The organism is Paracoccus halophilus (assembly GCF_000763905.1).
GTDB classification, from domain to species: Bacteria; Pseudomonadota; Alphaproteobacteria; order Rhodobacterales; family Rhodobacteraceae; genus Paracoccus; species Paracoccus halophilus.
The window spans coordinates 18,849-45,834 of sequence record NZ_JRKN01000011.1 but is presented as its reverse complement, the minus strand read 5'-3'; the positions used below and the strand labels follow the sequence as shown (position 1 = coordinate 45,834).

Here is a 26,986-nt window from a genome sequence, read left to right as displayed (position 1 = left end):
CGCCTAGCGGAAGATCACATAGGTCGACAGCACGACCAGCACCACCATAAGGCCGACGGGTTTTGCCATCCGCCAGGGCGTCATGTCCACCGGGCTGTCGCCGGGCGGCGTCCAGGACCGGTCCATCGGCCGCATCCGGCCGATCAGCAGCATGATGCTGACATTCAGCACGAACAGGACGAACATCACATGCAGATAATGCGGATAGCCGTCCTCGCCCAGTGACGGCTTCAGCACGAACTGGCTGAGGATATAGAGCACCACCCCCGAGGCCAGGCCGATCTTGGCGGCGATCGGCGGCACGGTTTTCGACAATATGCCGACCACGACAATGGTCAGGATCGGGATCGAATAGGCGCCGTTCACCTCTTGCAGATAGCCGAACAGGCCCTGCGGCGCATGGGCGATCGAGGGGGCGATCAGCATGGCGGCAACCGCCAGCACCATGCCAAAGGCCTTGCCGGCGCTGACCACCTGCGGATCCGTCGCCTCGGGCCGGAAGAAGCGGCGATAGATATCCATCCCGAACAGCGTCACCGAACTGTTCAGCGCCGAGTTGAAGGAGCTGAGGATCGCGCCGAACAGCACGGCGGCGAAAAAGCCGCGCAGCCAGACCGGCAGCACCTCGTTCACCAGTCGCGGATAGGCCTGGTCGGCCATGTCCAGATCGCCCTGGAACAGATGCCAGGCGATGATGCCGGGCAGCACCACGATCAGCGGCCCGAGGATCTTGAAGCAGGCGGCGTAAAGCAGGCCCTTTTGCGCCTCGACCAGGTTCTTGGCGCCCAATGCGCGCTGGATGATCGCCTGATTGGTGCCCCAGTAGAACAGCTGCACCAGCATCATGCCGGTAAAGATGGTGGCCAGCGGGACCGAGCTGTCCGGCCCGCCCGCGGCCACGAACTTGTCCGGGTTTTCGCTGTAGAGCGTGGAGATCCCCTCGACCAGGCTGCCATTGCCGATGGCCAGCAGGCCGAACACCGGGATCAGGACGCCGCCGATCATCAGCCCGATGGCATTGATCGTGTCCGAGACCGCGACCGCCTTGAGCCCGCCGAAGATCGCGTAGATCGAGCCGATGGAGCCGATGGCCCAGACCGTCAGCCACAGCGCCACCGTGTTGGAAACGCCCAGCGTGCCCGGCACGTCGAACATGGTGGCAAGGGCCAGCGCGCCGGAATAGAGCACGATCGGCATCAGCACGATCACATAGCCCGACAGGAACAGGATCGAGGTGATGACCTTGGTCTGCGTGTCATAGCGTTCTTCGAGAAAGCCGGGGATGGTGCTGATGCCGCTGCGCAGATAGCGCGGGATCAGCAGAAGCGCGGTGACCACCATGGCGATGGCGGCCAGCGTTTCCCAGGCCATGACCAGCACGCCCTCGGAATAGGACTGACCGTTCAACCCGACCATCTGCTCGGTCGAGAGGTTGGTCAGCAAGAGCGAGCCTGCGATGACCGGCGCGGTCAGCGAACGCCCGGCCAGGAAATAGCCCTCGGATTGATTCTCGTCGGTGTCGCGCGTCCGGTAATAGGACAGCAGCGCGACAAGGCCGGTAAAGCCGATGAATGAAAGGATGCTCAGTGCCGACATCTTGCCTCCTTCTCAAGAAAAATGCGCATCAGCGGCCTGACGGCGCACACCGATGCGGGTAAGTATATGGAATTCCAGCCTGCGCCAAACCCTCGCCGCATCGCAACGCTTTTCTTGCCCATGGGCGGAGTTCCCCGACGTCCTCGCTCCGGGCGGTCAGCCCTGCTTGTCGGTGCGATAGGCGGCGGGGCTGGTGCCGGTCCATTTCAGAAAGGCGCGGTGAAAGGCGCTTGGTTCGGCATAGCCCAGCCTTGCGGCGATTTCCGCGACCTTCAGCCTGCCTTCGGCCAGCATGATGCGCGCCTGCGCCTGCCGGATCTCGTCGCGGATGGCGGAAAGGCTCTGCCCCTCGGCGCGCAGCCGGCGGCGCAGGGTGGCGGGCGACAGGCGCAGATCGGCGGCAAGCCGGTCAAGGGTCGGCCAGTCCTCGGGCGGGGTGGCGCGCAGCCGGGCGCGGAGGCGCGCGGACAGGCCCTGATCGTGGCGATAGCGGATCAGGATATTGGCCGGGGCGGCGCGCAGAAAGCCCTGCAGCGCCTTTTCGCTGCGAATCGGGGTCAGCGACAGGTAATGCGCGGCAAAGACCAGCCGGCTGCGCGGCTGGTCGAAATGCACCGGCGCGCCAAAGAACTGGTGGTAATCGCTGCGGTTTTCCGGCGCGGCGCAGGCGAAATCGACCCGCATCAGCGGAATCCGCCGTCCGACCAGCCAGCACATCACCCCCATCAGGATCAGCCAATAGGCGCGATAGGCGAAGGCCAGCCGGGGCCGGTCGCGGTCGGTCAGCACGATCTCGGCCAGCCCGTCCTTTTGCAGCAATTCGCCCGCCGGATCGTCCAGCACCACGCGCAGAAAGCTCAGCGCGCGCCGCAGGGCATGCTCCAGCGTGCGCGCGTGCAGGACGGCCTGGCACAAAAGGTTGAAACTGCCCGGCCGCATCGGCCGCGCGGCAAGGCCGAAGAATTCATCCTCGATCATGGCGGTGATGGCCAGCCACATGCGCCCGTATTGCAGGTTCGAGACCCGCTCGTTGCCCGAGGCGATGCCCGCCGCCGCCAGTGCCGGCGCGGGATCCAGCCCCCGCCGCGTCAGGGCCGCCAGCGCGTCCTGCACGAAACCGGCCGAGATGATGCGCCGTTCCATCGCGCCCCATATTGCAAATCCGATCAGATATTCTGTCCGGCAATGTCATTGTCTGCAATATGAAACCCGCTACCCTGCGGCCAGACTCACGGAGGCCGCATCCGGCGGAGAGTCGGCAGGAGGAGCGATCATGACCCAGACGATCACGGCCCGGGCGCGTCCCGGCTATCACGACGCCGTTGCGCGGTTCAGCATTCACGAAGCCATGGCCGGCTTGCAGGGCGATCTGGAAACCGGGCTGAACGCCTGCGTGGAATGCTGCGACCGCCATGCCGGCGCGGGTCGCGTGGCGCTGCGCTGCCTGACGGCTGACGAGGAACTGACCGAATACACGTTCGAGGATCTGCGCGATCTGTCGGCGCGCGCCGCCAATGTCTTTCACGCCCAGGGCATCCGGCCCGGCGACGTGATCGCGGGGCTGTTGCCGCGCCGGGTCGAACTGGTCGCCACCGTACTGGGCGCATGGCGGCTGGGGGCGGTCTATCAGCCGCTGTTCACCGCCTTCGGCCCCAAGGCGATCGAGCACCGGCTGGCGACCTCGGGCGCGAAGCTGGTGGTGACCATTGACGGGCAGCGCGCCAAGCTGGACGAAATCCCCGGCTGCCCGCCCGTCGCGGTGATCGGCGCGGATGCGGCGCCGGCCCCGGGCGATGTCGATTTCCGCGCCGCGCTGGACGCTGCCAGCCCCGAATTCGACCCCGTGATGCGCCGGGGCGAGGATCTGTTCATGATGATGTCCACCTCGGGCACCACCGGCCTGCCCAAGGGGGTGCCGGTGCCGCTGCGCGCGCTGCTGGCCTTTGGCGCCTATATGCGCGACGCCATCGGGCTGAACGAAACCGATACGTTCTGGAACATCGCCGATCCGGGCTGGGCCTACGGGCTTTACTATGCGCTGACCGGGCCGCTGCTGCTGGGCCAGCCGACGATCTTTTACGAGGGCGGGTTCACCGCCGAATCGACCTATCGCATCATCGACCGGCTGGGCGTGACCAGCCTGGCCGGGTCGCCGACCGCCTTCCGGCTTCTGATCGCGGCGGGGACAGAGGCGGCGGAGCCGGTCAAGGGAAGGCTGCGCGTGGTCAGTTCGGCGGGCGAGCCGCTGAACCCCGAGATCATCCGCTGGTTCGCGGAAAATCTGGGCGCGCCGATCCACGACCATTACGGCCAGACCGAGATGGGCATGTGCGTCAACAACCATCACGGGCTGGAGCATCCGGTGCGGGCGGGGTCCTCGGGGCTGGCCATGCCGGGCTATCGCGTCGTGGTGCTGGACGATGACGGGCGCGAGCTTGGCCCGAACCAGCCGGGCGTGCTGGCCATCGACATGGCGAAATCGCCGCTGATGTGGTTCTCGGGCTATCTGAACCAGGCGACGCCGGCGCTGGCGGGGGGCTATTACCGCACCGGCGACAGCGTGGAATTTGAGCCCGACGGCTCGATCAGCTTCATCGGGCGTTCGGACGATGTGATCACATCCTCGGGCTACCGGATCGGGCCGTTCGACGTGGAAAGCGCGCTGATCGAACATCCCGCCGTGGTCGAGGCCGCAGTGATCGGCGTGCCCGATCCCGAACGGACCGAAATCGTCAAGGCCTTCGTCATCCTTGCCAAGGGCTTCGAGGGCAGCGAAACTCTGGCCGAGGAATTGCGCGCCCATGTGAAAAAGCGCCTTTCGGCGCATGCCTATCCGAAACTGATCGATTTCGTGGCCGATCTGCCCAAGACGCCCAGCGGCAAGATTCAGCGCTTTATCCTGCGCAAGGCCGAGGTCGAGAAACAGGCGCAAGCATAAGGACGGATGAATGCGGATCGAGAACAGCACCTTTCTGATCACCGGCGCCGGCTCCGGCCTTGGCGCGGCGGTGGCGCGCATGGCGGTGGGCGCGGGCGCGCGCGCCGTGCTGCTGGACGTGAATGCCGATGCCGGGCAGGCGCTGGCTGACGAACTGGGCGCGGCGGCGATCTTTGTCCACGCCGATGTCACCAGCGCCGAGCAGGGGCAGGCCGCGATCCGCGCAGCCCTTGACGCCTTTGGCGGCATCGACATCGCGGTGAACTGCGCCGGCGTCGCCCCGGGCGAACGCATCGTCGGCCGCGAAGGCCCGCACGATCTGGACAGCTTCACCCGCGCGATCCAGATCAACCTGATCGGCACATTCAACATCCTGCGTCTGGCCGCCGATGCCATGGCCAGGAACGAGCCGGGGCAGGGCGGCGAGCGCGGGCTGATCGTCAACACCGCCTCGGTCGCGGCCTTTGACGGGCAGATCGGGCAGGCGGCCTATGCGGCCTCCAAGGGCGGTGTCGCCGCCATGACCCTGCCCGCCGCGCGGGAGCTGGCGCGGTTCGGCATCCGGGTCATGACCATCGCGCCCGGCATATTCAGGACACCGATGATGGCCGGCATGAGCCAGGAGGTGCAGGACAGCCTTGGCGCCGCCGTTCCCTTTCCGCCGCGCCTGGGCGAGCCCGAGGAATATGCCGCGCTGGTGCGCCATATCGCCGAAAACCAGATGCTGAACGGCGAAGTCATCCGCTTGGACGGCGCCATCCGCATGGCCCCGAAATAGGCCCCGAAACAAGGAGTAACCCCATGGATCACGATCCCATCGTCATTACCGGCGCCGCGCGCACGCCCATGGGCGGGTTTCAGGGCGATCTGGCCGGCGTTCCCGCCGCCGATCTGGGCGCCGCGGCGATCAGCGGCGCGCTGGCGGGCGCGGGGCTGGATGCCGATGCCGTGCAGGAAATCCTCATGGGCTGCGTGCTGCCCGCCGGGCAGGGTCAGGCCCCGGCGCGTCAGGCGGCGCTGCAGGCCGGACTGCCGCTTGGGGCGGGCGCGACCACGGTGAACAAGATGTGCGGCTCGGGGATGAAGGCCGCGATGCTGGGCCATGACGCGATTCTGGCGGGCAGTGCCGATATCGTCGTCGCGGGCGGCATGGAAAGCATGTCGAACGCGCCCTATCTGCTGCCCAAGGCGCGCGGCGGCTACCGCATGGGTCACGGTCAGGTCATGGATCACATGTTTCTGGACGGGCTTGAGGACGCCTATGACAAGGGCCGCCTGATGGGCACATTCGCCGAGGATTGCGCCCAGTCCTATCAGTTCACGCGCGAGGCGCAGGACGAATATGCCATTACCTCGCTCACCCGCGCGCAAAAGGCCATCGAGGCCGGCCATTTCACCGCCGAAATCACGCCCGTCACGGTGAAATCCCGCAAGGGCGAGGTTACGGTCGCGATCGACGAACAGCCCGGCAAGGCGCGGCTGGACAAGATCCCGACGCTGAAGCCAGCCTTTCGCGACGGCGGCACGGTGACGGCGGCGAACAGTTCCTCGATCTCGGACGGGGCGGCGGCGCTGGTCCTGATGCGCGCGTCCGAGGCCGAGCGGCGCGGCCTGACCCCGCGTGCGCGCATCCTTGGCCATGCCACTCATGCCGACAGGCCCAGCCTGTTCCCGACCGCGCCCATCGGCGCCATCGGCAAGCTCATGGACCGCACCGGCCTGAGCCGCGCCGATATCGACCTGTGGGAGGTGAACGAGGCTTTCGCCGTCGTTGCCATGGCCGCCATGCGCGATCTTGGCCTGTCCCATGACGCGGTGAACATCCATGGCGGCGCCTGCGCGCTTGGCCATCCCATCGGCGCATCCGGCGCGCGCGTCATGGTGACGCTGCTGGCTGCGCTGGAAACCCACGGCCTGCGCCGCGGCGTCGCCTCGCTCTGCATCGGCGGCGGCGAGGCCACCGCCATCGCCATCGAAAGGCTGAACTGATGCTGACCGGGGAACAGGAACAGATCCGCGACGCCGCCCGCGATTTTGCCCAGGGGGTGCTGGCCCCCGGCGCCGCGATGCGCGACCGCGAAAGCGCATTCCCGCGCGACGAGCTGCGCCAGATGGGTGAGCTGGGCTTTCTTGGCATGCTGGTCCCCGAAGCGCATGGCGGATCGGATACCGGCACCACCGCCTATGCGCTGGCGATCGAGGAAATCGCCGCCGCCGACGGGGCCTGCTCCACCATCATGTCGGTGCATTCATCCGTGGGCTGCGTGCCGATCCTGAAATACGGGACCGAGGATCAAAAGGCGCGTTTCCTGCCGCGCCTTGCCTCGGGCGAATGGATCGGCGGCTTTGCCCTGACCGAGCCGCAGGCCGGCTCGGACGCCTCGGCGCTGAAGACCCGTGCCCGGCGCGATGGCGATCATTATGTGATCGACGGGGCCAAGCAGTTCATCACCTCGGGCAAGAACGGGCAGATGATCATCGTCTTTGCGGTCACCGATCCCGAAGCCGGCAAAAAGGGCATCTCGGCCTTTATCGTGCCCACCGACACGCCGGGCTACGAGGTGGTCGGGGTGGAAAGAAAGATGGGCCTGCACAGTTCGGACACCTGCGCGCTGGCATTCGCCGACATGCGCATTCCGGTCGAAAACCGTCTGGGCGAGGAAGGGCAGGGCTACCGGATCGCGCTGGCCAATCTTGAGGGCGGGCGCATCGGCATCGCCGCGCAGGCGGTCGGCATGGCGCGCGCCGCATATGAGGCCGCGCTGGCCTATGCCCGCGACCGCATCGCCTTTGGCCGCCCGATCGCCGAACATCAGGCCGTGGCCTTCAAGCTGGCCGACATGGCGACGCAGATCGACGCCGCCCGCCTGATGGTGCTGCGCGCGGCCATGCTGCGCGAGGCCGGCAAGCCCTGCCTGCGCGAGGCCAGCATGGCCAAGCTGTTCGCCTCGGAAATGGCGGAGCAGGTGTGTTCGCAGGCGATCCAGATCCATGGCGGCTATGGCTATCTGGCGGATTACCCCGTCGAGCGCATCTATCGCGATGTCCGCGTGACCCAGATCTACGAAGGCACCAGCGAGGTCCAGCGCCTGGTGATCGCGCGCGATCTTTAGCCCGTTCCGTCATGCCCGTCAGATCGTCCGGGTCACCTTGCTCAGATGCGGCGGCTTGTCGGGATCAAGCCCGCGGCGCCGCGCCAGCGCCTCGATGAAGCCGTAGAAACCCGCCATCGAAACCAGCGGCGCGACCAGCGGGTGCAGCCCCTCGACCTGCGGCAGCCGTACCGTTCCCGCCACCTCGGCGCCGGTCAGGAACACATCCGCGCCCTGTGCCGCCAGCCGCCCGGCGGTGGCTTTCAACTGCGACAGGGCGGCGTCCTCGATCCCCAGAGCCAGCACCGGGAAATGCGCCTGCACGATGGCCGAAGGGCCATGCAGCACCTCGGCCGCCGAATAGGCCGAGGCATGGATGCCGCAGGTTTCCTTGAATTTCAGCGCCGCCTCGCAGGCGATGGCGAAGCCGGGGCCGCGGCCCAGCACATAGGCGGAATCGGCCCGCGCCATCCGCGCCGAAAGCGGCGACCAGTCCAGCCCGATCGCCTGCTCGAATGCCTCGGGCAGGGCGGCGATGGCATCCTGCAGGACATGGTCGTCGCACCATTCGGCCAGCAGCGACAGCCCGGCCAGCACCGAACAGACAAAGGTCTTGGTGGCGGCGATGCTTTTTTCCTCGCCCGCCTGCAGCGGCAGGCAATGGGCCGAGGCCCGCGCCATCGGGCTGTTTTCGGCATTGGTGATCGCGATGGAGAGCGCGCCCCCCTGACCCGAGGCGCGCATCATCTCGACCCCGTCGGGGCTGCGGCCGGATTGGGAAATCCCCATGCAGACCGCCTTGCCCAGCCGCAGGGGCCGGCGATAGACCGAGGCGATGGACGGCCCGACCGAGGCCACCGGTACCCCCGCCTCCAGCTCATAGGCGTATTTCAGATAGGTCGCCGCATGGTCCGACGAGCCGCGCGCGACCGTCACCACCAGCGCGGGATCCTTGCGGCGCAGCGCGGCGGCGGCCTCCTGCACCGCCTCGCGGGACCTGTCCAGAAAGCGGGCGGCGGCGGCGGGGATCTCGGCCACTTCGCGGGCCATGTGGGTCTGGCTCATGCGGTCTTCCTTTCGCGTGCCGGCGCGGCGTCCCGGCTGGCTGCATCTGGGCGGTTTCCGCTACGATGCCACGAAGGGCCGGGCGCGGATAGCTGGCTGTCACGCGCCCGCATGATGCGTCAGGGCCGGACCGGAAAGCCCCCGCCGCGCGGATGCGGCGGGGGCGGGCTATACCTTCGGGGGCGCGTTAGTGGCTGTGGCGCGCCAGTTCGGCCAGCCGCGCCTCGGCGGCCTCGTCGATTTCCAGATCGTCAGTGCCGATGCCGGCATCGGGGTCGTCATAGACGGCATGATCCAGCTTGCCCTCGGATTTGGCGACGATGGTGGTCACCACCGCGTCGCCGGTGATGTTCACCGCCGTGCGGATCATGTCCATCAGCCGGTCGACGCCCAGGATCAGGGCGATCCCCTCGATCGGCAGGCCGACCTGGGTCAGCACCATGGTCAGCATGACCAGCCCGACCCCCGGCACGCCCGCTGTCCCGATCGAGGCCAGAACCGCCATGGCGATCACCGTCAGATAGCCCGACATGCCCAGATCGACGCCATAGACATTGGCCAGGAACACCGTGGCCACGCCCTGCATGATCGCCGTGCCGTCCATGTTGATCGTGGCGCCGAAGGGAACGGTGAACGATGCGACCGAATTGTCCACCCCCATCCGCTGCGTCGTGCAGCGATAGGTCACCGGGATGGTCGCGTTGGAACTGGCGGTGGAAAAGGCAAAGATCTGCGCCGGCCGGATCTTGGTGATGAAGGTCAGCGGGTTCAGCCCCGATACCAGCCGCAGGATCAGCATCAGGGTCACGAACAGGTGCAGAAGCAGCGCCCCGGTCAGCGTCACCACATAGGCCAGCACCGGGATGAACAGGTCGATCCCCTCCTTGGCGAAGGCCCGCGCGATCAGGCAGAAGACGCCGTAGGGGGCGAATGCCATGACGATGCTGACCACCTTCATCATCAGGTCGTTCATGTATTCGCAGGCTTTCGCGAAGCCCTCGGACTGCTCGCCCAGCATCAGCGCGGCGATGCCCACGACGATGACATAGAAGATGATCTGCAGCATGTCGCCGGTCGCCAGCGCCGCCACCGGGTTCGAGGGTACGATATTGGCGAAGACCTGCCAGACCGAGGGCGCCTCGGCCGCGGTGACGCCGGATGTGTCGACGCCCTCCATGACGAAGCCCTCGCCCGGGCCGATCAGCAGGCCCAGCAGGATCGCGGTGGCAATGGCGATGGCGGTGGTCAGGATATAAAGCACGAAGGACTTGCCGCCGACCCGCCCCAGCACCCGGATATCGCCGATCCCCAGCACGCCGCAGATCAGCGAGAACACGACCAGCGGCACGACCAGCATCTTGAGCCCGTTCACGAAGGCCGTGCCGATCATGTAGAAGATCCCGTCCACCAGCCAGGCATTCAGGCTTGCCGAGCCGGTCATGTTCAGGATCGCGCCAAGCACCAGCCCGCCGACCATGCCCAGCATGATCTTGCTTGTCAGCGACATGCCGTTGAACTTCGGTATCGTTTCCGTCATGGCTTGGTTAACCCCGCTGTTGTGTTGCCTATCTGTCTGTCGTGGCACTGCCGTGCCCCCGGCAGGCGTTTCGACGGCTTGCGGGGGCCGGTTTTCTTTCAGGGTGTCGATTGCACCGCGATCCCTACCCGCCGGTCAAGTGCCGAGTTGCGATCACGGCCGGGAATCCGGCAAGGCGGGCCAATTTCGTGCCGTCACCGGGCAATATTGCCCATGTCGCGCAGCCCGGAAGGGGGCGGTTGCCGCGATGCGGCGAATCATTGGCGGCTGGTGCAACCGCCAGTTTCGTCTGTCGGGTATCTCTGGCTTTCCGTCGGAGTTCTGGCCCGAACGATTTTTCAGCCGCGGTCACACCATCGACGCTTTGAGCCCATGTTGCACGATTTCTGTTTCGCAGCGAATGTTGGCTGTCAGGAGGCGGTCAAAACCTTCAACAAGGTCCTGGGTTTGGACCGGGGTTTTTGGTACCCTCCGATGAGGTAGTTTGCGCATGCTCCAAAAAACGAGCGTTTAGGTCACGCTGACCCTAGCGGATCATGGACTTGAATCGCTACTGTCCCGTTGCTTTTGTTAGATCTACCCCATTCGAAAAGATCGCCATCATCGAAGGTCGCGACTGGCACGGCCTGGCGAGCGAGAAACGATTGGAAATCGCGAGCGATGTGATCGACCGACTGTGCCAAAGGTCTTGCAAACACGAACTTGTGGGTGATTTCTGGTTTGGTCAGATATACTGTGAACTTCTTGCCCTCTTGCGACTGCGAGACCACCTCGAACTCATGAATGGCCCCGAACGTCCAGTCTCCGAACTGGCCGTAGCTATAGCCCACCAGCTTCGAAAATTCGGCCATCTCGCTCTCGAACAGGCCCTCAAAACGGATCGAATTGCTATCTTGAATCGACGCCAGGGCAAAGTAATCCCGCATGAAGCGGTGGAAATCGAGCAAGGCGATACTGGTCGTCTTGCAGCGATCACTCCCAAGAATATTCAGAAAATACTGTGCGCAGACCCAACACTCTTTCGCCCATGCCTCCAGCGGTGCATCGAGATTAATCGTTGCGCCGAACAATTGGCCTTGCGCGACCTCGACACTCACAGAGACCGGACCGAACGAACTCCAGTTGGTCAGTGCCAACAGTCCGGCTTGCTCAATGAAAGGCCGCTCTTCCTGAAGATCGAACTGGACATTCAGTTGTACTGTCTGGTGGTTGTCGATGTTTCCTGGCTCGGTGACGATGTCGATATGCCCCGCCTTGACCCTGATCCTGAATTCTGGGTGCTCCAAGGGTATCATCGAAGGTGCCCATGCAAGACCCGGCAACTCGATCTCGTCGCCGTTGCTGGATCGTAATTTTACAGTGACCGGACGTCCTTCATGGGTGAATCTGACCCTGCCATCGGTCAGTTCCTGTAGAGGAGTGCTCGCTTTGATCCCGAACCGGGTATCGAAAAGTTTGAAACTCGTAACCGGAAGGTCGGCGAGCAGACCGATCTCATGCATCACGACGTCCGCATGGGATTTCAGCGGACCAAGCTCGAAATTTCCGGTATGCGTCTCCGTCTCATAGCCGACGGAATCTACATGTTTGCGCTTCTCCAGTGTGTAGGCATCCCCACCGCAGGTCGCTAGCACAGCGAGAACCCAGTCGACCGGATTGCACGATAGACGATCTGCGGCTGTGAACTTCACCGTCACCGTCTTCTTGTAGAGAGGCGCGTCACCCGCCTGCCGTGCCCGCTTCAGGTAATTACGTATTTCGTCCTTCCAGATGTGCTTGCCGTAGAGGACCGGTTTGCCTGTTTTGTTATAGTGGAACAGGAATACGAAGCTTGGCAGCGGCGATTTCGCGGCTTTCACCGCGTTCGAAAGCTTGACCGTCGTTTCAGCCTTCTTGCCACGGGTTGTCTTGATCTGCGCAAAACAGGAAATGAGATGCGTTTGAAGGTCCGCCGGGAGGATATTGTTCTGAGGCGGCGTGATCTCCAGGATGTGGTCCCAACCATGCTGGTCGTCCAAAGCTGGGTTAACCACGGCTTCGACCGAAACATCAGGTCCCGTGCACAAACTCGCAAATCGCCACTGACCGTTTCGACCCTGATTTGTCATTCAAAAAATTGCCTTCGATACTGAGCTAGCCGACAACCCTGCATTACCTCGAAAACAAGGCCGGTGCGGTGATAAGAACAAGCAGGGTAGGAATAGTATAGAAGCGCATTCACCGAATCAAAAACAACCGTTTGGTGAACGGTTCACCAGACCAGACATTGGTACACATGCAGCGAATGTCTGAAAAGTCCGCATGGCAGACACATCTCCTCGGGCACAGCAAGGCAGCTTTGGCCGGGGCCTGAGGCGGAACTGTCCGTCAGGCATAGGGATGCGGCGCGCCATGGGTCAGAAACTGCTGGCATCTGGCCGTCAGATGACCAGCACGCCGCTATGGCTTTCCGCCTTGTGCTCGGGCTCGACATGGATGGTGACCATCGCATCGGGCACTCGGGTCTTCAGCGCCTGTTCGATCCGGTCGCAGATGTCATGGGCGGCCGCGACCGTGGTCTGGCCGTCCACCACCAGATGAAAGTCGATGAAGGTGCGCGGGCCGGCATGGCGGGTGCGCAGGTCGTGGGCCTCGATCGCGCCATTGCCGGCGGTCAGGATGGCGGCGCGGATATCGGTCAGCATGTCCTCGCCCACGGCCTCGTCCATCAGCCCGGAGAGCGAGCTGATCATGACCTTCCAGCCGGACCACAGGATGTTCAGCGCGACCAGCGCCGCCAGCAGCGGATCCAGCACCGCCCAGCCGGTCAGCGCGACCAGCGCCACGCCGATCACCACCCCGGCCGAGGTCACCACATCCGCCCGCAGGTGATGCCCGTCCGCGATCAGCGCCGGCGATTTCAGCGCCCGCCCCCGCCGGATCAGCAGCCGGCACCACAGCGCATTGCCAAGGCTGGCGACCGTGGTCACCAGCAGGCCAAGGAAGGGCGCGTCCAGCGGCTGCGGCGCGCGCAGCCCTTGCCATGCTTCGTGCAGGATCAGCAGCGCGGCGGTGATGATCATCACCCCCTCCAGCACGGCGCTGAAGAATTCGGCCTTGTGGTGGCCATAGGGGTGGGTATCGTCCGGCGGCCGCGCGGCATAGCGGATGGCGACCAGCGCCGCGAGCGCCGTCGCCACGTTCACCGTGCTTTCCAGCGCATCCGACAGCAGCGCGACCGAGCCGGTCAGCCACCAGGCCAGCGTCTTCAGCGCCAGCACCGCCAGGCCGACAAGAATGCTGCCAATGGCGATCCGTTCGGTTCTGGACATGGGTTTCCCCTTCTTGGGCGGATGCCCGGCGTTTCTAGCGGCGCCGGTCGTCCGGGCCAACCCGGAACCGTGTCCGGGTCAGGACGCAATTCGGGGATGCGCTTCACACGGCGTAACGCGTTTTCCCCTCGGAATGCCAGAGCGTGGCGATTGACGGCGATATGGTCATGTTCGAAGGGACCGACTGGGCCATCGAATAGCAGCCGCGCGCGATCCGCAAACGCCCCCGGACGGGGGCGCCTGCGCATCGCAAGGGTCAGCCGGAACATTGCAATCAGGGCCAATGGCCGGTGCGAAATCGCGCTGTCCCGGCCGTCACTGGGCCGGGATCGCGGCCAGATCGTCGGTCTCGGCGATCGGGTGTTTCAGATGCGGCAGCATCTCTTTCGGGCAGACCTGCAGGAAATGCTGCTTTTCCTCTTCCCAGTTCTGCAGGATATCCTCGGCCCGGCGGGACAGGGTTTCCTGGTGGTGGCGCCCGATCAGGGCCTTGAGCTGCTCTTCCCAATGGGCCTGCGTCACCGGGCAGAGAACCAGCGTCTCGGCGTTGATATAGTCGCGCGCGACGCCTTCGGGGTCATAGAGATAGGCCATGCCGCCGGTCATGCCGGCGCCGAAATTGGCGCCGATCCGGCCCAGGATCACGGCCGTGCCGCCGGTCATGTATTCGCACCCGTTCGAGCCGCAGCCCTCGATCACCACGGTGGCGCCGCTGTTGCGGACCGCGAAACGCTCGCCCGCGCGGCCGGCGGCGAACAGATAGCCGGCGGTGGCGCCATAAAGGACCGTATTGCCGATGATCGTGTTCTCGGCCGCGACCAGCCGGCTGGCCATGGGCGGGCGCACGGTGATGGTGCCGCCCGACAGCCCCTTGCCGACATAGTCGTTCGCGTCGCCCGACACCTCGAGCTTCAGCCCCGGCGCGGCGAAGGCGCCCAGCGACTGCCCGGCGCTGCCGGTCAGCCGCACGGTCAGATGGTCGGGCTGCAGCTTGTTGCGCATGCCAAAGGCCTGAACGATCATCGAGCTGGTGCGCGTGCCGATGGTGCGCAGCGTGTTCCTGACCGCATAGCTCAGCTGCATCTTTTCGCCATCGGTAAAGAAACGCTCGGCATCGCGGATGATTTCCGCATCCAGCGTGTCGGGCACCGCATTGCGCGGGCGCGAGCGGTCATAGACGATCTTGTCGCTGCCATCGACGGTGATCAGGAGCGGGTTCAGGTCCAGATCGTCCAGCGACTTGTCGCCGCGGCTGACCTGGGTCAGCAGGTCCGCGCGGCCGATCACCTCGTCGAGCGAGCGCGCGCCGATGCTGGCCAGGATCTCGCGCACTTCGGTGGCGTAGAAGGTGATCAGGTTGACCACCTTGTCGGCCGAGCCGGTGAACATGGCGCGCAGCTTTTCGTCCTGGGTGCAGACGCCCACCGGGCAGGTGTTCGACTGGCACTGGCGCACCATGATGCAGCCCATGGCGATCAGCGCGGCGGTGCCGATGCCGTATTCCTCGGCCCCCATCATCGCCGCCATGACGATGTCGCGGCCGGTGCGCAGGCCCCCGTCGGTGCGCAGCGTCACCCGGTCGCGCAGCCGGTTCATGGCCAGTACCTGATGCGCCTCGGTCAGGCCCATTTCCCAGGGCAGGCCGACGAACTTGATCGAGGTGGCGGGGCTGGCGCCGGTGCCGCCATTATGGCCGGAAATCAGGATCACGTCGGCCTTGGCCTTGGCCACGCCGGCCGCGATCGTGCCGACGCCGGAACTGGCGACCAGCTTGACGGTGATCTTGGCGCGCGGGTTGATCTGCTTGAGATCATAGATCAGCTGCGCCAGATCCTCGATGGAATAGATGTCATGATGCGGCGGAGGTGAAATCAGCGTCACCCCCTTGGTCGCGTGGCGCAGCCGCGCGATCAGTTCGGTGACCTTCATGCCGGGTAGTTGCCCGCCCTCGCCGGGCTTGGCGCCCTGGGCGATCTTGATCTCCAGTTCCTCGCAGGCGTTCAGATATTCCGCCGTGACGCCAAAGCGGCCGCTGGCGACCTGCTTGATCTTGGCGCAGGGATTGTCGCCATTGGGCAGGGGCGAGCTGTGCGCCGGATCCTCGCCGCCCTCGCCGCTGTCGGATTTCGCGCCGATGCGGTTCATGGCGATGTTCAGCGTCATATGCGCCTCGGGCGAGAGGGCGCCAAGGCTCATCCCCGGGGTCACGAAACGCTTGCGGATCGAGGTGATCGATTCCACCTCTTCCAGCGGGACGGGTTTGCCCAGCGGCTTGATGTCCAGCAGATCGCGCAGATGGATCGGCGGGTTCGCCCGCATGGCGCCGGTGAACTGCTTCCAGACGTCATAGCTGGCCTTTTCGCAGGCGATCTGCAGCAGCCGCATGGTATTGGCTTCCCAGGCGTGCTTTTCGCCCGAGCGCCGCGCCTTGTAGAAGCCGCCCACCGGCAGCAATTCGCTGGCCGGCGAGGCAAAGCCACGCGCATGGACCTGTTCCAGCTGGCGCTGGATGCCGTGCAGGCCGATCCCCGAGATGCGGCTTTGCATGCCGGGGAAATATTCCGCCACCATGGCGCGCGAGAGGCCCACCGCCTCGAAGTTCAGCCCGCCGCGATAGGAGGACAGGACCGAGATCCCCATCTTGGCCATGATCTTCAGAAGGCCCGCGTCGATCGCGTCGCGATAGCTGTTCATGGCGTCGAACAGATTGGCATGCAGCAAGCCGCGCTCGATCCGGTCGCTGATCGAATCCTGCGCCAGATAGGGGTTCACCGTGGTCGCGCCGCAGCCGATCAGCACCGCGAAGTAATGCGGGTCGATACATTCCGCGCTGCGCACATTGATCGAGCTGAAGGTGCGCAGCCCCTTGCGCGTCAGCCAGCTATGGACGGCGCTGGTCGCCAGGATCATCGGCATGGCGATGCGGTCCGGCCCCTGATGCTCGTCGGTCAGCACCAGCTGCCCGGCACCCGAGCGCACGGCATCCTCGGCCTCGGCCCGGATGCGCGCCAGTTCGCGGCCCAGTGCCTCCTGGCTGTCGCCGGCCGGAATCGTGCAGTCGATCCGCGTCACCGCCTCGCCAAAGGTCTCGCACATCTCGGCCAATTCGGAATTTGTGACAAAGGGGCTTTCCAGCACCAGGATTTCGGTCTGGCTGCTGGATTCGTCGAGCACGTTCTTGAGATTGCCGAACCGCGTCTTGAGGCTCATTACCCGGGTTTCGCGCAAGCTGTCGATCGGCGGGTTGGTCACCTGGCTGAAGTTCTGGCGGAAGAAATGCGACAGCGGCCGGTACTGACCCGACAGCACCGCCGGCGGCGTGTCATCGCCCATCGAGGCGATCGCCTCCTTGCCGTCCTCGGCCATCGGCGCCAGAACCTGCTCGATCTCTTCGACCGTATAGCCGGCGGCGATCTGGCGCCGGCGCAGGGCCTCGCCGGTAAAGGCCGCGTTCTCGGGCAGATCCTTCATCATGTGGCTCAGATCGATGACCTTCTCGATCCATTCGCCAAAGGGCTGGGCGGCGGCCAGCAGGTCCTTGATCTCGCGGTCGCTGTAGAGCCGGCCCTCGACCATATCGACGGCGATCATCTGGCCCGGCCCCAGGGCACCCTTGGCGCGGACCTCGGCCTCGTTGATCGGCACCATGCCCGCTTCGGAGCCGGCGATCAGCATGTTGTCGGCGGTGACCACATAGCGCATCGGCCGCAGCCCGTTGCGGTCCAGCCCGCCGCAGACCCAGCGTCCGTCGGTCATCGCCAGCGCCGCCGGCCCGTCCCAGGGCTCCATCACCGCGTTGCAATAGGCATACATGTCGGCCCATGCCTTTGGCATGTCGGTGGTGGCCTTGGACCAGGCTTCGGGCACCAGCATGGTCTTGGTCATCGGCGCCGAACGACCCGAGCGGACCATCACCTCGAACACCGCATCCAGCGCCGCCGAATCCGAGGAACCCGCCGGGATGATCGGTTTCACCTCTTCGGCCATCTCGCCGAAGGTGTTCGATGCCATGCGGATTTCATGGCTGCGCATCCAGTTGGAATTGCCCTTGAGCGTGTTGATCTCGCCGTTATGGGCCAGCATGCGGAAAGGCTGGGCCAGCCACCATTGCGGGAAAGTGTTGGTCGAATAGCGCTGGTGATAGATGGCGAAGGCGCTTTCGAACCGCTCATCCTTGAGGTCGGGATAGAATTCCGCCACCTGCTCGGCCAGCATCATGCCCTTGTAGATGATCGAGCGGCAGGACAGCGAGGCAAAGTAAAGCTGGCTGATCTGCGCCGCCACGGCGGCCTTTTCGATGCGGCGGCGGATGATGTACAGTTCGCGCTCGAACTGTTCCTCGTCGATATCCTTGTCGCAGCGGATCAGGATCTGTTCGATCTCGGGGCGGGTGGCATTGGCCTTTTCGCCCAGAACGGCGGTGTTCACCGGCACGTGGCGCCAGCCATAGATGTAATGGCCCATGCGCAGAACCTCGGATTCCACGATCGTGCGGCAGGCCTCCTGCTGGGCGAAATTGGTGCGCGGCAGGAATGCCTGGCCGACCGCGATCAGCTTGTCGCGGTCGGGCTCATGCCCGGTGCGGCGGACCTGATCGTAAAAGAACGGCACCGGGATCTGCACATGGATGCCGGCGCCGTCGCCGGTCTTGCCATCCGCGTCAACCGCGCCGCGATGCCAGATCGCCTTCAGCGCGCTGATGCCGCTGTCCACGACCTTGCGACTGGCCTTGCCGTCGATGGCCACGACCAGACCGACCCCGCAGGAGGAATGCTCGTCCTCGGGGCGGTACAGGCTGTGCTCCGCCATCCAGGCGCGGCGGGCTTCTTCCTTGGCTTGCCAGTCTTGGGGCTGTCGGGTCACGGTCTTGTCTCCTGAACCAGAGATGCGTTGATGCGGGGCAGGCCGCCCTGTCGCGCACTGGTGGTCTTGTTGTCGGTCTTACCCGTCAATCCGGGCGGTTTCGGCTGGGCGATGCAGGTGGACCATCTGCAGGTCGCAATCATATTCCGGCGTGGTCGCGCCAAAGCCCGCCTCGCCTGGAAAGCTGAAGGTGACCGGGCTGTCATTCGATTCCTCGACCATGCCGGTCCAGTCCTCGGAGCGCTCGACCCCGCCATAGAAGCGGCCATGGGCGCGGCTGATGAACTGCTGCCCCTCGCGCCGGATCAGCGCCTCGCCGGTTTCGCTGAAGGTGGTCAGCTCGAAGCGGGTGATCTCCAGCGCCACGCCGTCGATGGTCACGCTTTCGCCGGGCAGTTCGTCCCGGCCGACATGGCGCAGCCGCTGGCCGTCATTCGACAGGGTCCAGAAATCGAAATCGTCGCGCCCGGTCTCGATCAGGGTCGAGAACGAGGCGTGATCCGCCGCCCGCGCCTCCAGCACGTCGCGGATGCCGTTGCGCAGGTTGGTGCTTTCCATCCAGCGCGTCTCGCGGTCGATGCGCGACTGATAGACCGGACCTTCCGGGGTAAAGATGGTGACGCGCTGATCGCCCGGCGTGTCGGCCGAGCAGCGGTAATGCTGCGAAACCGTGCAGCCGCGGTTCTGGATGGTGATCTCCAGCGTGCAGCCCTCGGGCGGGGTGAAGACCGCGGCCATGGCGGGCGGCGCGAAAATGGTCAGCAGCACTGCCATTCCCGCGAAGCCTGCCATCGCGGTCAGGCCGCGCGGGCCTGGCGCGCGCTGCATGCGGGCCGTGTCGATATCATGCGTCATGGTCACATCCCCTATTCGGCGGCGATACGCGCGGAATCGACCAGCCAGTTTGCGATGCTGTCGGCAGCCTCGCGCCCGTCGCGGATCGCCCAGACCACCAGTGAGGCGCCGCGCACGATGTCGCCCACGGCATAGACGCCGGGCAGGCTGGTCATATGGGTCTGGTAATCGGCCCTGATCGTGCCCCAGCGGGTGACCTCCAGCCCCTCGACGCCCCAGAGCCGGGGCAGGTCCTCGGGCTCGAAGCCAAGCGCCTTGATGACCAGATCGGCGGGCTCGTCGTAATCGGCGCCCTCGATCAGTTCGGGCGACTGGCGGCCGCTGACATCGGGCGGACCCAGCCGCATCTTCTGCACCCGGACCGAGGCGATGGCCGGGTCGCCGTCCACGTCCACCTCTTGCGCGGCCATCGCCTCGCCGGTGACATGGCCGGCAAAGGCGCCGGGGGCAGAGAGCCAGACGAATTCGACGCCCTCTTCCTCGGCGTTCTGGACCTCGCGCTGGCTGCCGGGCATGTTCGCGCGGTCGCGGCGATACAGGCATTTCACCGATTGCGCGCCCTGCCGGATCGCCGTGCGCACGCAATCCATGGCGGTGTCGCCGCCGCCGATGACGATGACGCGCTTGCCGCGGGCGTTCAGTTCGCCATCTTCGTAATCGGGGATCTCGTCGCCCAGATCGACCCGGTTCGAGGCGGTCAGGTAATCCAGCGCCCGGACCACGCCGCGCGCCTCGGCATTGTCGATATCCAGATCGCGGGTCTTGTAGACGCCGGTCGCGATCAGCACCGCGTCATGCTTGCCGCGAATGGCGTCAAAGCTGATATCCTCGCCGACATTGGCGTTCAGCACGAATTCCACGCCGCCATCGGCCAACTGCCGGTTGCGGCGCTCGACCACGTGTTTTTCCAGCTTGAAGCCGGGAATGCCATAGATCATCAGCCCGCCGGCGCGGTCGTGGCGGTCATAGACGGTGACCTGAAAGCCCATGCGGCGCAGCCGGTCGGCGGCGGCCAGCCCGCCCGGCCCGGCGCCGATGATGCCGATGGATTCGGGGCGTTCCTGAAGCGGGGCGATGGGCTGGACCCAGCCTTCCTCCCATGCAGTGTCGGTGATGTATTTCTCGATCGCGCCGATGGTGACGGTGCCGTGGCCGGATTGCTCGATGACGCAATTGCCTTCGCACAGGCGATCCTGCGGGCAGATGCGGCCGCAGATTTCCGGGAAGGTATTGGTCTCCTGGCTGCGCAGATAGGCTTCCTGTGTGCGCCCCTCGGCGGTCAGGCGCAGCCAGTCGGGGATGTTGTTGTGGAGCGGGCAATGGGTCTGGCAATAGGGCACGCCGCATTGGCTGCAACGGCTGGCCTGTTCGCTGGCCTTGGCCGCGGCGAATTCGCGATAGATTTCGTGAAAATCCTCGGACCGGGATGCCGCGTCACGCTTTTCAGGCATCTCGCGCCCGACTGTGACGAATTTGAGCATCTTTTGCGTGGCCATGGCTGCGCTTCCTTCGGTGACGAGGGGTCTGAGCAGCGTGATAAGTCAGATGGCAGTCAAATAAAAGTAAGCAATGCTGACGTAATTAGCGATTTTTTGGTCCGGCGCCGTGAATCTCAGGCCGCAATGGCTACAAAAAGGTCAGAAATCATTACCTACCTACCCAAAGGGCCAGCAGAACCACGCTTCCGACAATGATTCGCCACCAGGCGAACAGCGCGTAGCCATGCGCCGAGACGTAATTCAGCAGCCAGCGCACCACGATCACCGCCGCCACAAAGGCGCAGGCAAAGCCGACGGCGATATTTCCCACCGCCGCCACGTCCAGAATGTCCCGATTCTTGTAAAGGTCATAGACAAAAGCGCCCAGCATCGTCGGCATCGACAGAAAAAAGCTGAACTCGGCGGCAGAGCGCTTGTTCGCGCCCAGAAGCAGCGCGCCGACGATGGTCGCCCCCGAACGCGAGACGCCGGGAATCATCGCCAGCGTCTGGATCAGGCCGATGCCAAGGGCCATCGGCAGCGGAAAATCCTCGGCCGCGTGATAGCGTGGCCGGGTGGCCATCCGGTCCACGAACAGCAGCACCACGCCGCCGAGGATCAGCATCGAGGCGATCAGCACCGGGGTCTCGAACAGGATTTCCTTGATTACCCGGTGCGCCAGAACCCCGATCACCGCGGCGGGCAGAAAGGCCAGCAGCACGGCGGCGATAAAGCGCCGGGCGCGCGGATCACGCGGCGCGCTGGCAAAGATCGTCCACAGCCGCGTCGCATAGACGCCCAGGATCGCCATGATCGCGCCCAGCTGGATCAGCACCTCGAAGGCGCGGCCGGGCGAATCGAAGCCCAGGAAATAGCCCGCCAGCAGCACATGGCCGGTCGAGGACACGGGAATGAACTCAGTCAGCCCTTCCAGCAGTCCGAGGGCGGCGGCGACAAGGGTATTGCGGTCCATCAGTCGTCGCGCAGGTTCTTTGCCGATGCGGTGATCGCCTCGTATTGGCCCGAGGGCCGGAAGCGCCAGAGATATTCGTCGATCACTGCGGCCGCCGCGATGGGCGCGATCCCCAGATCGGCGAATGTCCTGACCTCCCCGGTCACGCGGTTGGGCGCGCGCAGCGTGCGGGCCTGATCGCGCGTCATGACGCGGTTGGTCAGCAAGCCGCCGGTCACCGTCTGTCCCGCATCCAGAACCAGGCCCATGGCGCCGGCCAGCCAATGCGGCATGCCGATGATGGCGCGGCGGCGGCCGGTCGCTTTCAGCACCTGCCGCGCGATGTCGCGCATGGTCAGCACATCGGGGCCGCCCAGTTCATAGATACCCGGTTCCGCCTGACCCGAGCCCGCCAGATAGGCCGCCTGGGCGACATCCATCACATAGACCGGCTGCATCTGCGTCTCGGCACCGGGCACAAGCAGGATCGGCCCGAACCGGGTCATGGCGCCGAGGCGGTTGTAGAAATTGTCGTCCGGGCCGAAGATGACCGAGGGGCGCAGGATCACCGCATCGGGGCGGTGCGCCAGCACGAGCGCCTCGCCCCGGCCTTTCGAGGCGGCATAGCGGCTGTCCGATTCCGGGTCCGCGCCAAGCGCCGAGACATGGACGAACCGCCTGACGCCGGTCTCTGCGGCGATGCGCGCGATCCGGCCGGCAGCCTCTTCGTGGATGGCGTCGAAGGTGTTCCTGCCTTCGCGCACCAGGATGCCGACGCAGTTGATCACCGCATCGGCGCCCGCCATGGCGGCGGTCACCGACAGATCGTCGCGGATATTGCAGGGCACCGGCTCGATCTGGCCAGGAACGCCATAGGTGCGCACCACGCCGGCCTGGTTCGGGCGGCGGACGGCGACACGGACGCGCCAGCCCTGCGCGGCGAATATGCGCGCGATCTGTCGGCCCAGGAACCCCGATCCCCCGTAGATGGTCACAAGCTTGGCTGCAGACATGGCGGTCGTTCCCTGTTGCGGTGATCGTCCGTTCAATAGCCAAGGCTGCTGACAGCGGCAAGTCGCGGCTGCATCTCGGCGGCAATGCGTGCGCCCACGCGCAGCGCATTCGCGGCGATGGTCAGGCTGGGATTGACCCCGTTCGAGGTCGGCATGAACGAACTGTCCGCCACATACAGGTTCTCCAGCCCGTGCACCCTGCAATCGGCATCGAGAACGCTGGCCTTCTCATCCTTGCCAAAGCGCAGCGTGCCGCAGGGATGGGCGAAGTTCAGCTCCGGGGCGGTGGTGGTAAACATTGCGCGATGCGGCTGGAAGGCCCGCCGCAAGGCGGCGCGAAAGGCCGCGCGCCGCTGATGCAGTTCATCGGCGATGTGATAGTGAAAGCGCAGCCGTTCGCCATCGTCAGGGTCGGGCAGGACGCGGTTATGGCTGTAGGGCAGGTCCTCGAGCACGCCGACGAACAGTTTCGCCTTGCCCATGGCCCGGGTCGCGACCACGGCCGGGATGCGCAGCCCGTGCCGCAGCATGCGGACCCGGCGCAGCGATGACAGGTCGAAACGCTTCTGCATCGCATAGAGGATTTCGCCGTAGCCCGCCGTCAGCCCCATGGATTGCACCGTGCCGAAACGCTGGCCATGCATGTAGTACAGATCGCGCATGCTGATCGAGCGCATCGCGGTCAGGTCCCTGTGCGCGTCGCGGGTCCACAGCGCCAGGATCTCGCTCAGGTGGAACATCAGGTTGCGCCCGACCAGATCATGGCGGTTGCCCAGCCCTCCGGGCCAATATTCGCTGGCCGAACGCAGCATCAGCGTGGGCGAGCCCAGCCCGCCGGCCGACAGGACATAGCGCCGGGCGCGCAGGGTCAGGCTTTGCCCGTCGCGCAGGCAGGTCAGGCCGGTGACCGCCCGGCCATCGGCCTCGATCCGGGTGACGGTGCAGCGGTCGATCAGTGCCGCGCGCCCGGTCTTCAGCGCCGGGGTCACCCCGGCCGAGCGCCCGTGCATCTTCTGCACCTGCGGCGCGGCGCCGTCGCTGGCGGGTGCCAGCCGCGTCGCCATATGCGTGCGATAGGGGTGCATGCCGGTGCGGCGCAGATCGGCGATCAGCGCGGCGTCCGAGGCGGGCAGGGGTTCTAGCGGCGGCGGCAACTCGCCCCGCTCCGAGGCCAGCGGATCGATCTCGCCATTGATGTGGAAATTCCGCTCGGCCGCCTCGAACCATGGGCGAAAGGCGTCATGGCCGACGACCCAGCCGCCCGTCGGATGCGGTCGCCCCTCGACCGGCTCGAGGTCGTGGCGTTCGGGGCGCTCCAGCGTGGCGGCATAGTATATAGAGGTGCCGCCGACGGCGGCGCCGACCATGCCATCGGTTTCGATCTGCCTGCCGTCCAGTTCGAATTCAAGCAGACGCGGCCATGCCCCGCGGGCAAGGCGGTGGGCGGGATCGCTGTCGCCGATCTCCAGCGCCATCGGCGGCTCGTCACCCAGATCGGGCCCCTTTTCGACAAACAGGACCGAAAGGCCGGCCTCGGCAAGGCTGCGACCGACGGACCCACCCCCGACACCGGTTCCGATCACGATGGCATCCCATTCGCGGGAAGTTAAATCATCCATGGAAATCCAGTCTAAAGGAAACTCATAACAACAGGTTGACCCTTCGGAAGTTATAAACCCGCCGCATGGTTCGCGGCAAGCTCGACGAATATACAGCTTGCCTTGCGCATCGGGGCAGGAGTGGCGGAAATCCGGAGCGTCGGGAAAAACCTGCGGGCTGCGAAATTCTTTCCGAACCCCGTTGACACTCCCCGCGGCTGGGCTTAATCACCCCGCTCACGCGACCTGCCCAGGTGGCGGAATTGGTAGACGCGCACGGTTCAGGTCCGTGTGCCGCAAGGCGTGGAGGTTCGAGTCCTCTCCTGGGCACCATTGTTCGGCAGGAAGCCGCGCGACCTTTCGGGGATGCGCGGCTTCTGTCATTTTCGCGCGCTGTTCCAGACGTTGCGGCGGGCGGATTGGGCGGGTAACCGGCAGTCAGGCGTTGCATTGCCGTGCCGGTCGGCCAAAGGCGATAAGGTGGGGGGGGCCAGCATGATTCCACGTTTTGGACCGCCACCGGGACGGCATGCCTATCGCGCGCGCCCCGGCGCCTATGCGGTGCTGATCCGTGACGGGCGGGCGCTGCTGACCTTTCAGCAACAGCCCGAGCCCGAGTTCCAGCTGCCCGGCGGCGGCGTCGATCCCGGCGAATCCTTTCTGGCCGCCCTGCATCGCGAAGTACGCGAGGAAACCGGCTGGAGCATCGGCGGGGCGCGGCGGCTGGGGGTGTACCGGCGCTATTGCTATATGCCGGAATATGGCTTCTGGGCGGAAAAACTGTGCACGATCTGGCTTGCCCGCCCGGTTTCCCGTATCGGTCCGCCGAGCGAGCCGGGACATGAGGCGCATTGGCTTTCGCTGGCCCGTGCCGAGGCGGTGCTGGCCGAGCCCGGCGCGCGCGCCTTTCTGCGCGCGGTCCGTCGCGCGCGTGACTAGCAGCCCGTCTGCGCCGCGGGTGGCGAGGGCGGTCGTCGTTCGACCAGCACGGCCGAGACATCGTCGTTCAGCCGTCCCTCGGCATAATGGGCGGCGGACCAGCAGATGGATTCCAGCAGCGCATCGCCATGCAGGGTCGCATTGGTGCGCAGGATCGCCTGCAACCCCTCGTTTCCCAGTGTCCCGCCGTGCCTGTTTTCGGTCTCGGTCAGCCCGTCCGAGGTGATGAAGAGCCGGTCGCCGGCATGCAGCGTCAGTTGCACCTCCTCGAATTCGGCATCGGCGAAGACGCCCACCGGCAGCCCGCCATGGCCGATCTGTTCGATCCCGCCATCGGCCCGCTGCACCAGCGGATGGGGATGGCCCGCCTGCGCCAGCCGCAGATCGCCGTTCAGGTAGTCCAGATCGGCATAGACCATGGTGAAATAGGTGTCGGTGCGCAACTCGTCCAGAATCAGGCTGTTCAGATGACGCAGGATCTCGGCCGGGGGGCGGGCCTCGTAATGGCCGCTATCGGTCAGTCTCATCGCGATATTGTGGTCGGTCGGCCCCGACAGCAATGCCGCCAACCTGGCGCTGAGCAGCGCGGCGGCGATGCCGTGGCCCGCGACATCCAGCGCGAACAGGCCCAACCGCGTGGAATTTATCGGGAAGAACCCGACCAGGTCGCCGCCGATATGCCCGGCCGGTCGCATCACCAGCGACAGGTCGAATTCGCCAAAGCGGCCGTTTCGTTCGCGCGTCAGGCTTTGCTGCAGGCGCCGCGCCTCGCGCAGGTCGCGGTCGATGGCTGCCTGTGTTTCGCGCAGCTTGGCCAGGGTGTCATTGAGTTGGGCATTGGTTTCGCGCAGGCTTTGTTCCATCCGCAGGATGCGCTCGCTGGCTGACAGGCGGGCCAGCAGTTCGGCGCCGGAAACCGGCTTGGTCAGGAATTCATCCGCCCCCGCGCGCAGCCCGGCGGCGATGTCCTTCTTGTCGTTTCGCGAGGTCAGCAGGATGAAATAGCCATAGCGATCCGCCTGCATGTTGCGGAACCATTGGCAGAATTCCAGCCCGGTCTGGCCCGGCATCATCCAGTCCGATATGACGATGTCGGGTCGGCGCTCGATGCAGATGGTCATCGCCTGGTCCCCGCTCGATGCCTCGATCACGTGGTAGCCGGCGCGGATCAGCTGCACGGCCAGGGTACGCCGCTGGGCGCGGCTGTCATCGACAAGCAGAACCAGCCGCGCGCTTCGCGGCACGGATTTCACGCTCTGGCTGTCGACAATCTTCATACAGGCTGTTTATCGCGTCCTGATTGAAGCTTCCGTTAATAGATACAATTTTTGCGATTAACGCGTTCTTGGGGAATCCGCTGCTATGCTCGCGCGGCGAAACTGTCGAAGGCCGCATATGCTGGATTGGAGCCGAATCGAGGAATTGCTGGGGGAAGTCGGCGAGGACGAATTCCGGCTGATTCTGGAGCTGTTCCTTGACGAGGTCGAGGGCGTGATGATGCGCCTGTCGCATGACGATCCGGCGCAACTGGAAACGGATCTGCATTTCCTCAAGGGATGTGCGTGGAATCTGGGCTTTTCGGCCTTTGGCGCGCTTTGCGATCTGGGTGAGCGATCGGTCCATGACGGCAATGCCGCCGGCGTCATCATCAAGGATCTGCTCGGGTCCTATTCCGAATCCAAGAAGGTGATGATGCAGGGGCTGGACGCGGCGCTGCATCCGGCCCGCAGGGCACAGTAGCGAAAGGGG

Annotated in this window: 19 protein-coding genes and 1 tRNA gene; 7 read left to right on the top strand and 13 right to left on the bottom strand. The window is 65.3% G+C overall.

Features of this window, described 5'->3' with window-relative positions; all coding sequences use genetic code 11:
* Nucleotides 1-3 precede the first annotated feature (3 nt).
* Both IT41_RS09875 and IT41_RS09870 read right to left on the bottom strand, forming a co-directional pair.
* A complete protein-coding gene (locus IT41_RS09875; protein ID WP_036740769.1) occupies nucleotides 4-1,596 on the bottom strand; it encodes a solute:sodium symporter family transporter in 1,593 nt (530 codons plus the stop codon).
* A gap of 156 nt (nucleotides 1,597-1,752) precedes the next feature.
* Nucleotides 1,753-2,739 (bottom strand): AraC family transcriptional regulator, encoded by a 987-nt coding sequence (locus IT41_RS09870; protein WP_036740768.1) that lies wholly within the window; start codon nucleotides 2,737-2,739, stop codon nucleotides 1,753-1,755.
* Between the two features lie 130 nt (nucleotides 2,740-2,869).
* On the opposite strand from IT41_RS09870, the gene IT41_RS09865 reads away from it, so the two are divergent.
* The 4 genes from IT41_RS09865 to IT41_RS09850 are packed head-to-tail and all read left to right on the top strand — an operon-like array spanning nucleotide 2,870 to nucleotide 7,647.
* The gene (locus IT41_RS09865; protein WP_036740766.1) at nucleotides 2,870-4,534 is read left to right on the top strand and encodes an acyl-CoA synthetase; all 1,665 of its coding nucleotides are present in this window, start codon (nucleotides 2,870-2,872) and stop codon (nucleotides 4,532-4,534) included.
* Between the two features lie 10 nt (nucleotides 4,535-4,544).
* Complete coding sequence (locus IT41_RS09860) at nucleotides 4,545-5,312, top strand: 3-hydroxyacyl-CoA dehydrogenase (protein ID WP_036740764.1); 768 nt, start codon at nucleotides 4,545-4,547, stop codon at nucleotides 5,310-5,312.
* A gap of 23 nt (nucleotides 5,313-5,335) precedes the next feature.
* The gene (locus IT41_RS09855; RefSeq protein ID WP_036740763.1) at nucleotides 5,336-6,523 is read left to right on the top strand and encodes an acetyl-CoA C-acyltransferase; all 1,188 of its coding nucleotides are present in this window, start codon (nucleotides 5,336-5,338) and stop codon (nucleotides 6,521-6,523) included.
* Nucleotides 6,523-7,647 carry an acyl-CoA dehydrogenase family protein gene (locus tag IT41_RS09850; protein ID WP_197055987.1) on the top strand — a complete coding sequence of 375 codons (1,125 nt, stop codon included), beginning with the start codon at nucleotides 6,523-6,525 and terminating at the stop codon, nucleotides 7,645-7,647. The genes IT41_RS09855 and IT41_RS09850 overlap by 1 nt, the downstream gene beginning before the upstream one ends.
* An 18-nt stretch (nucleotides 7,648-7,665) precedes the next feature.
* Here the strand turns inward: IT41_RS09850 and IT41_RS09845 are convergent, their stop codons facing one another.
* From IT41_RS09845 to IT41_RS09800, 10 genes are all read right to left on the bottom strand, one after another.
* A complete protein-coding gene (locus IT41_RS09845; RefSeq protein WP_036740759.1) occupies nucleotides 7,666-8,691 on the bottom strand; it encodes an SIS domain-containing protein in 1,026 nt (341 codons plus the stop codon).
* A 187-nt stretch (nucleotides 8,692-8,878) separates the two neighbouring features.
* Nucleotides 8,879-10,228 (bottom strand): dicarboxylate/amino acid:cation symporter, encoded by a 1,350-nt coding sequence (locus IT41_RS09840; protein WP_036740757.1) that lies wholly within the window; start codon nucleotides 10,226-10,228, stop codon nucleotides 8,879-8,881.
* A 515-nt stretch (nucleotides 10,229-10,743) separates the two neighbouring features.
* A complete protein-coding gene (locus IT41_RS09835; RefSeq protein WP_139221672.1) occupies nucleotides 10,744-12,336 on the bottom strand; it encodes a hypothetical protein in 1,593 nt (530 codons plus the stop codon).
* A 312-nt stretch (nucleotides 12,337-12,648) separates the two neighbouring features.
* On the bottom strand, nucleotides 12,649-13,539 hold the full coding sequence (locus IT41_RS09830; protein ID WP_036740752.1) for a cation diffusion facilitator family transporter: 891 nt from the start codon (nucleotides 13,537-13,539) through the stop codon (nucleotides 12,649-12,651).
* 315 nt (nucleotides 13,540-13,854) lie between these two features.
* Entirely contained in the window at nucleotides 13,855-18,348 is a 4,494-nt protein-coding gene (gltB, locus tag IT41_RS09825; protein WP_052081377.1) for a glutamate synthase large subunit, read from the bottom strand.
* A gap of 132 nt (nucleotides 18,349-18,480) precedes the next feature.
* Nucleotides 18,481-19,257 carry a hypothetical protein gene (locus tag IT41_RS09820; protein WP_231564726.1) on the bottom strand — a complete coding sequence of 259 codons (777 nt, stop codon included), beginning with the start codon at nucleotides 19,255-19,257 and terminating at the stop codon, nucleotides 18,481-18,483.
* Nucleotides 19,258-19,268: 11 nt separating this feature from the next.
* Nucleotides 19,269-20,753, bottom strand: coding sequence for an NAD(P)-dependent oxidoreductase (locus IT41_RS09815; protein ID WP_036740750.1), 1,485 nt, complete (start codon nucleotides 20,751-20,753; stop codon nucleotides 19,269-19,271).
* Nucleotides 20,754-20,904: 151 nt separating this feature from the next.
* On the bottom strand, nucleotides 20,905-21,711 hold the full coding sequence (locus IT41_RS09810; RefSeq protein ID WP_175496414.1) for an undecaprenyl-diphosphate phosphatase: 807 nt from the start codon (nucleotides 21,709-21,711) through the stop codon (nucleotides 20,905-20,907).
* Entirely contained in the window at nucleotides 21,708-22,700 is a 993-nt protein-coding gene (locus IT41_RS09805) for a complex I NDUFA9 subunit family protein (RefSeq protein ID WP_036740747.1), read from the bottom strand. Before IT41_RS09805 ends, IT41_RS09810 begins: the two co-directional genes overlap by 4 nt.
* Before the next feature lie 32 nt (nucleotides 22,701-22,732).
* Nucleotides 22,733-24,319 (bottom strand): GMC oxidoreductase, encoded by a 1,587-nt coding sequence (locus IT41_RS09800; RefSeq protein ID WP_036740746.1) that lies wholly within the window; start codon nucleotides 24,317-24,319, stop codon nucleotides 22,733-22,735.
* A gap of 227 nt (nucleotides 24,320-24,546) precedes the next feature.
* Between IT41_RS09800 and IT41_RS09795 the strand changes: the two genes are divergently transcribed.
* Together IT41_RS09795 and IT41_RS09790 are read left to right on the top strand one after the other, a co-directional pair.
* Nucleotides 24,547-24,631, top strand: a tRNA-Leu gene (locus IT41_RS09795).
* Nucleotides 24,632-24,793: 162 nt separating this feature from the next.
* Nucleotides 24,794-25,237, top strand: a complete 444-nt coding sequence (locus tag IT41_RS09790) for an NUDIX domain-containing protein (RefSeq protein ID WP_036740745.1) — start codon at nucleotides 24,794-24,796, stop codon at nucleotides 25,235-25,237.
* On the opposite strand, the gene IT41_RS09785 is transcribed toward IT41_RS09790, so the two are convergent.
* Nucleotides 25,234-26,514: a PP2C family protein-serine/threonine phosphatase gene (locus tag IT41_RS09785; RefSeq protein WP_036740744.1), complete on the bottom strand. Its 1,281-nt coding sequence runs from the start codon at nucleotides 26,512-26,514 to the stop codon at nucleotides 25,234-25,236. The genes IT41_RS09790 and IT41_RS09785 overlap by 4 nt on opposite strands.
* A 118-nt stretch (nucleotides 26,515-26,632) precedes the next feature.
* Here IT41_RS09785 and IT41_RS09780 point away from each other — a divergent pair, with 118 nt between their 5' ends.
* Complete coding sequence (locus IT41_RS09780; protein ID WP_036740743.1) at nucleotides 26,633-26,977, top strand: Hpt domain-containing protein; 345 nt, start codon at nucleotides 26,633-26,635, stop codon at nucleotides 26,975-26,977.
* Nucleotides 26,978-26,986 lie beyond the last annotated feature (9 nt).

Coding starts and splice junctions, on each gene's coding strand:
- IT41_RS09875 (WP_036740769.1), bottom strand. CDS start 1,596: ATGTCGGCACTGAGCATCCTTTCATTCATCGGCTTTACCGGCCTTGTC.
- IT41_RS09870 (WP_036740768.1), bottom strand. CDS start 2,739: ATGGAACGGCGCATCATCTCGGCCGGTTTCGTGCAGGACGCGCTGGCG.
- IT41_RS09865 (WP_036740766.1), top strand. CDS start 2,870: ATGACCCAGACGATCACGGCCCGGGCGCGTCCCGGCTATCACGACGCC.
- IT41_RS09860 (WP_036740764.1), top strand. CDS start 4,545: ATGCGGATCGAGAACAGCACCTTTCTGATCACCGGCGCCGGCTCCGGC.
- IT41_RS09855 (WP_036740763.1), top strand. CDS start 5,336: ATGGATCACGATCCCATCGTCATTACCGGCGCCGCGCGCACGCCCATG.
- IT41_RS09850 (WP_197055987.1), top strand. CDS start 6,523: ATGCTGACCGGGGAACAGGAACAGATCCGCGACGCCGCCCGCGATTTT.
- IT41_RS09845 (WP_036740759.1), bottom strand. CDS start 8,691: ATGAGCCAGACCCACATGGCCCGCGAAGTGGCCGAGATCCCCGCCGCC.
- IT41_RS09840 (WP_036740757.1), bottom strand. CDS start 10,228: ATGACGGAAACGATACCGAAGTTCAACGGCATGTCGCTGACAAGCAAG.
- IT41_RS09835 (WP_139221672.1), bottom strand. CDS start 12,336: ATGACAAATCAGGGTCGAAACGGTCAGTGGCGATTTGCGAGTTTGTGC.
- IT41_RS09830 (WP_036740752.1), bottom strand. CDS start 13,539: ATGTCCAGAACCGAACGGATCGCCATTGGCAGCATTCTTGTCGGCCTG.
- gltB (WP_052081377.1), bottom strand. CDS start 18,348: ATGGCGGAGCACAGCCTGTACCGCCCCGAGGACGAGCATTCCTCCTGC.
- IT41_RS09820 (WP_231564726.1), bottom strand. CDS start 19,257: ATGACGCATGATATCGACACGGCCCGCATGCAGCGCGCGCCAGGCCCG.
- IT41_RS09815 (WP_036740750.1), bottom strand. CDS start 20,753: ATGGCCACGCAAAAGATGCTCAAATTCGTCACAGTCGGGCGCGAGATG.
- IT41_RS09805 (WP_036740747.1), bottom strand. CDS start 22,700: ATGTCTGCAGCCAAGCTTGTGACCATCTACGGGGGATCGGGGTTCCTG.
- IT41_RS09800 (WP_036740746.1), bottom strand. CDS start 24,319: ATGGATGATTTAACTTCCCGCGAATGGGATGCCATCGTGATCGGAACC.
- IT41_RS09790 (WP_036740745.1), top strand. CDS start 24,794: ATGATTCCACGTTTTGGACCGCCACCGGGACGGCATGCCTATCGCGCG.
- IT41_RS09785 (WP_036740744.1), bottom strand. CDS start 26,514: ATGAAGATTGTCGACAGCCAGAGCGTGAAATCCGTGCCGCGAAGCGCG.
- IT41_RS09780 (WP_036740743.1), top strand. CDS start 26,633: ATGCTGGATTGGAGCCGAATCGAGGAATTGCTGGGGGAAGTCGGCGAG.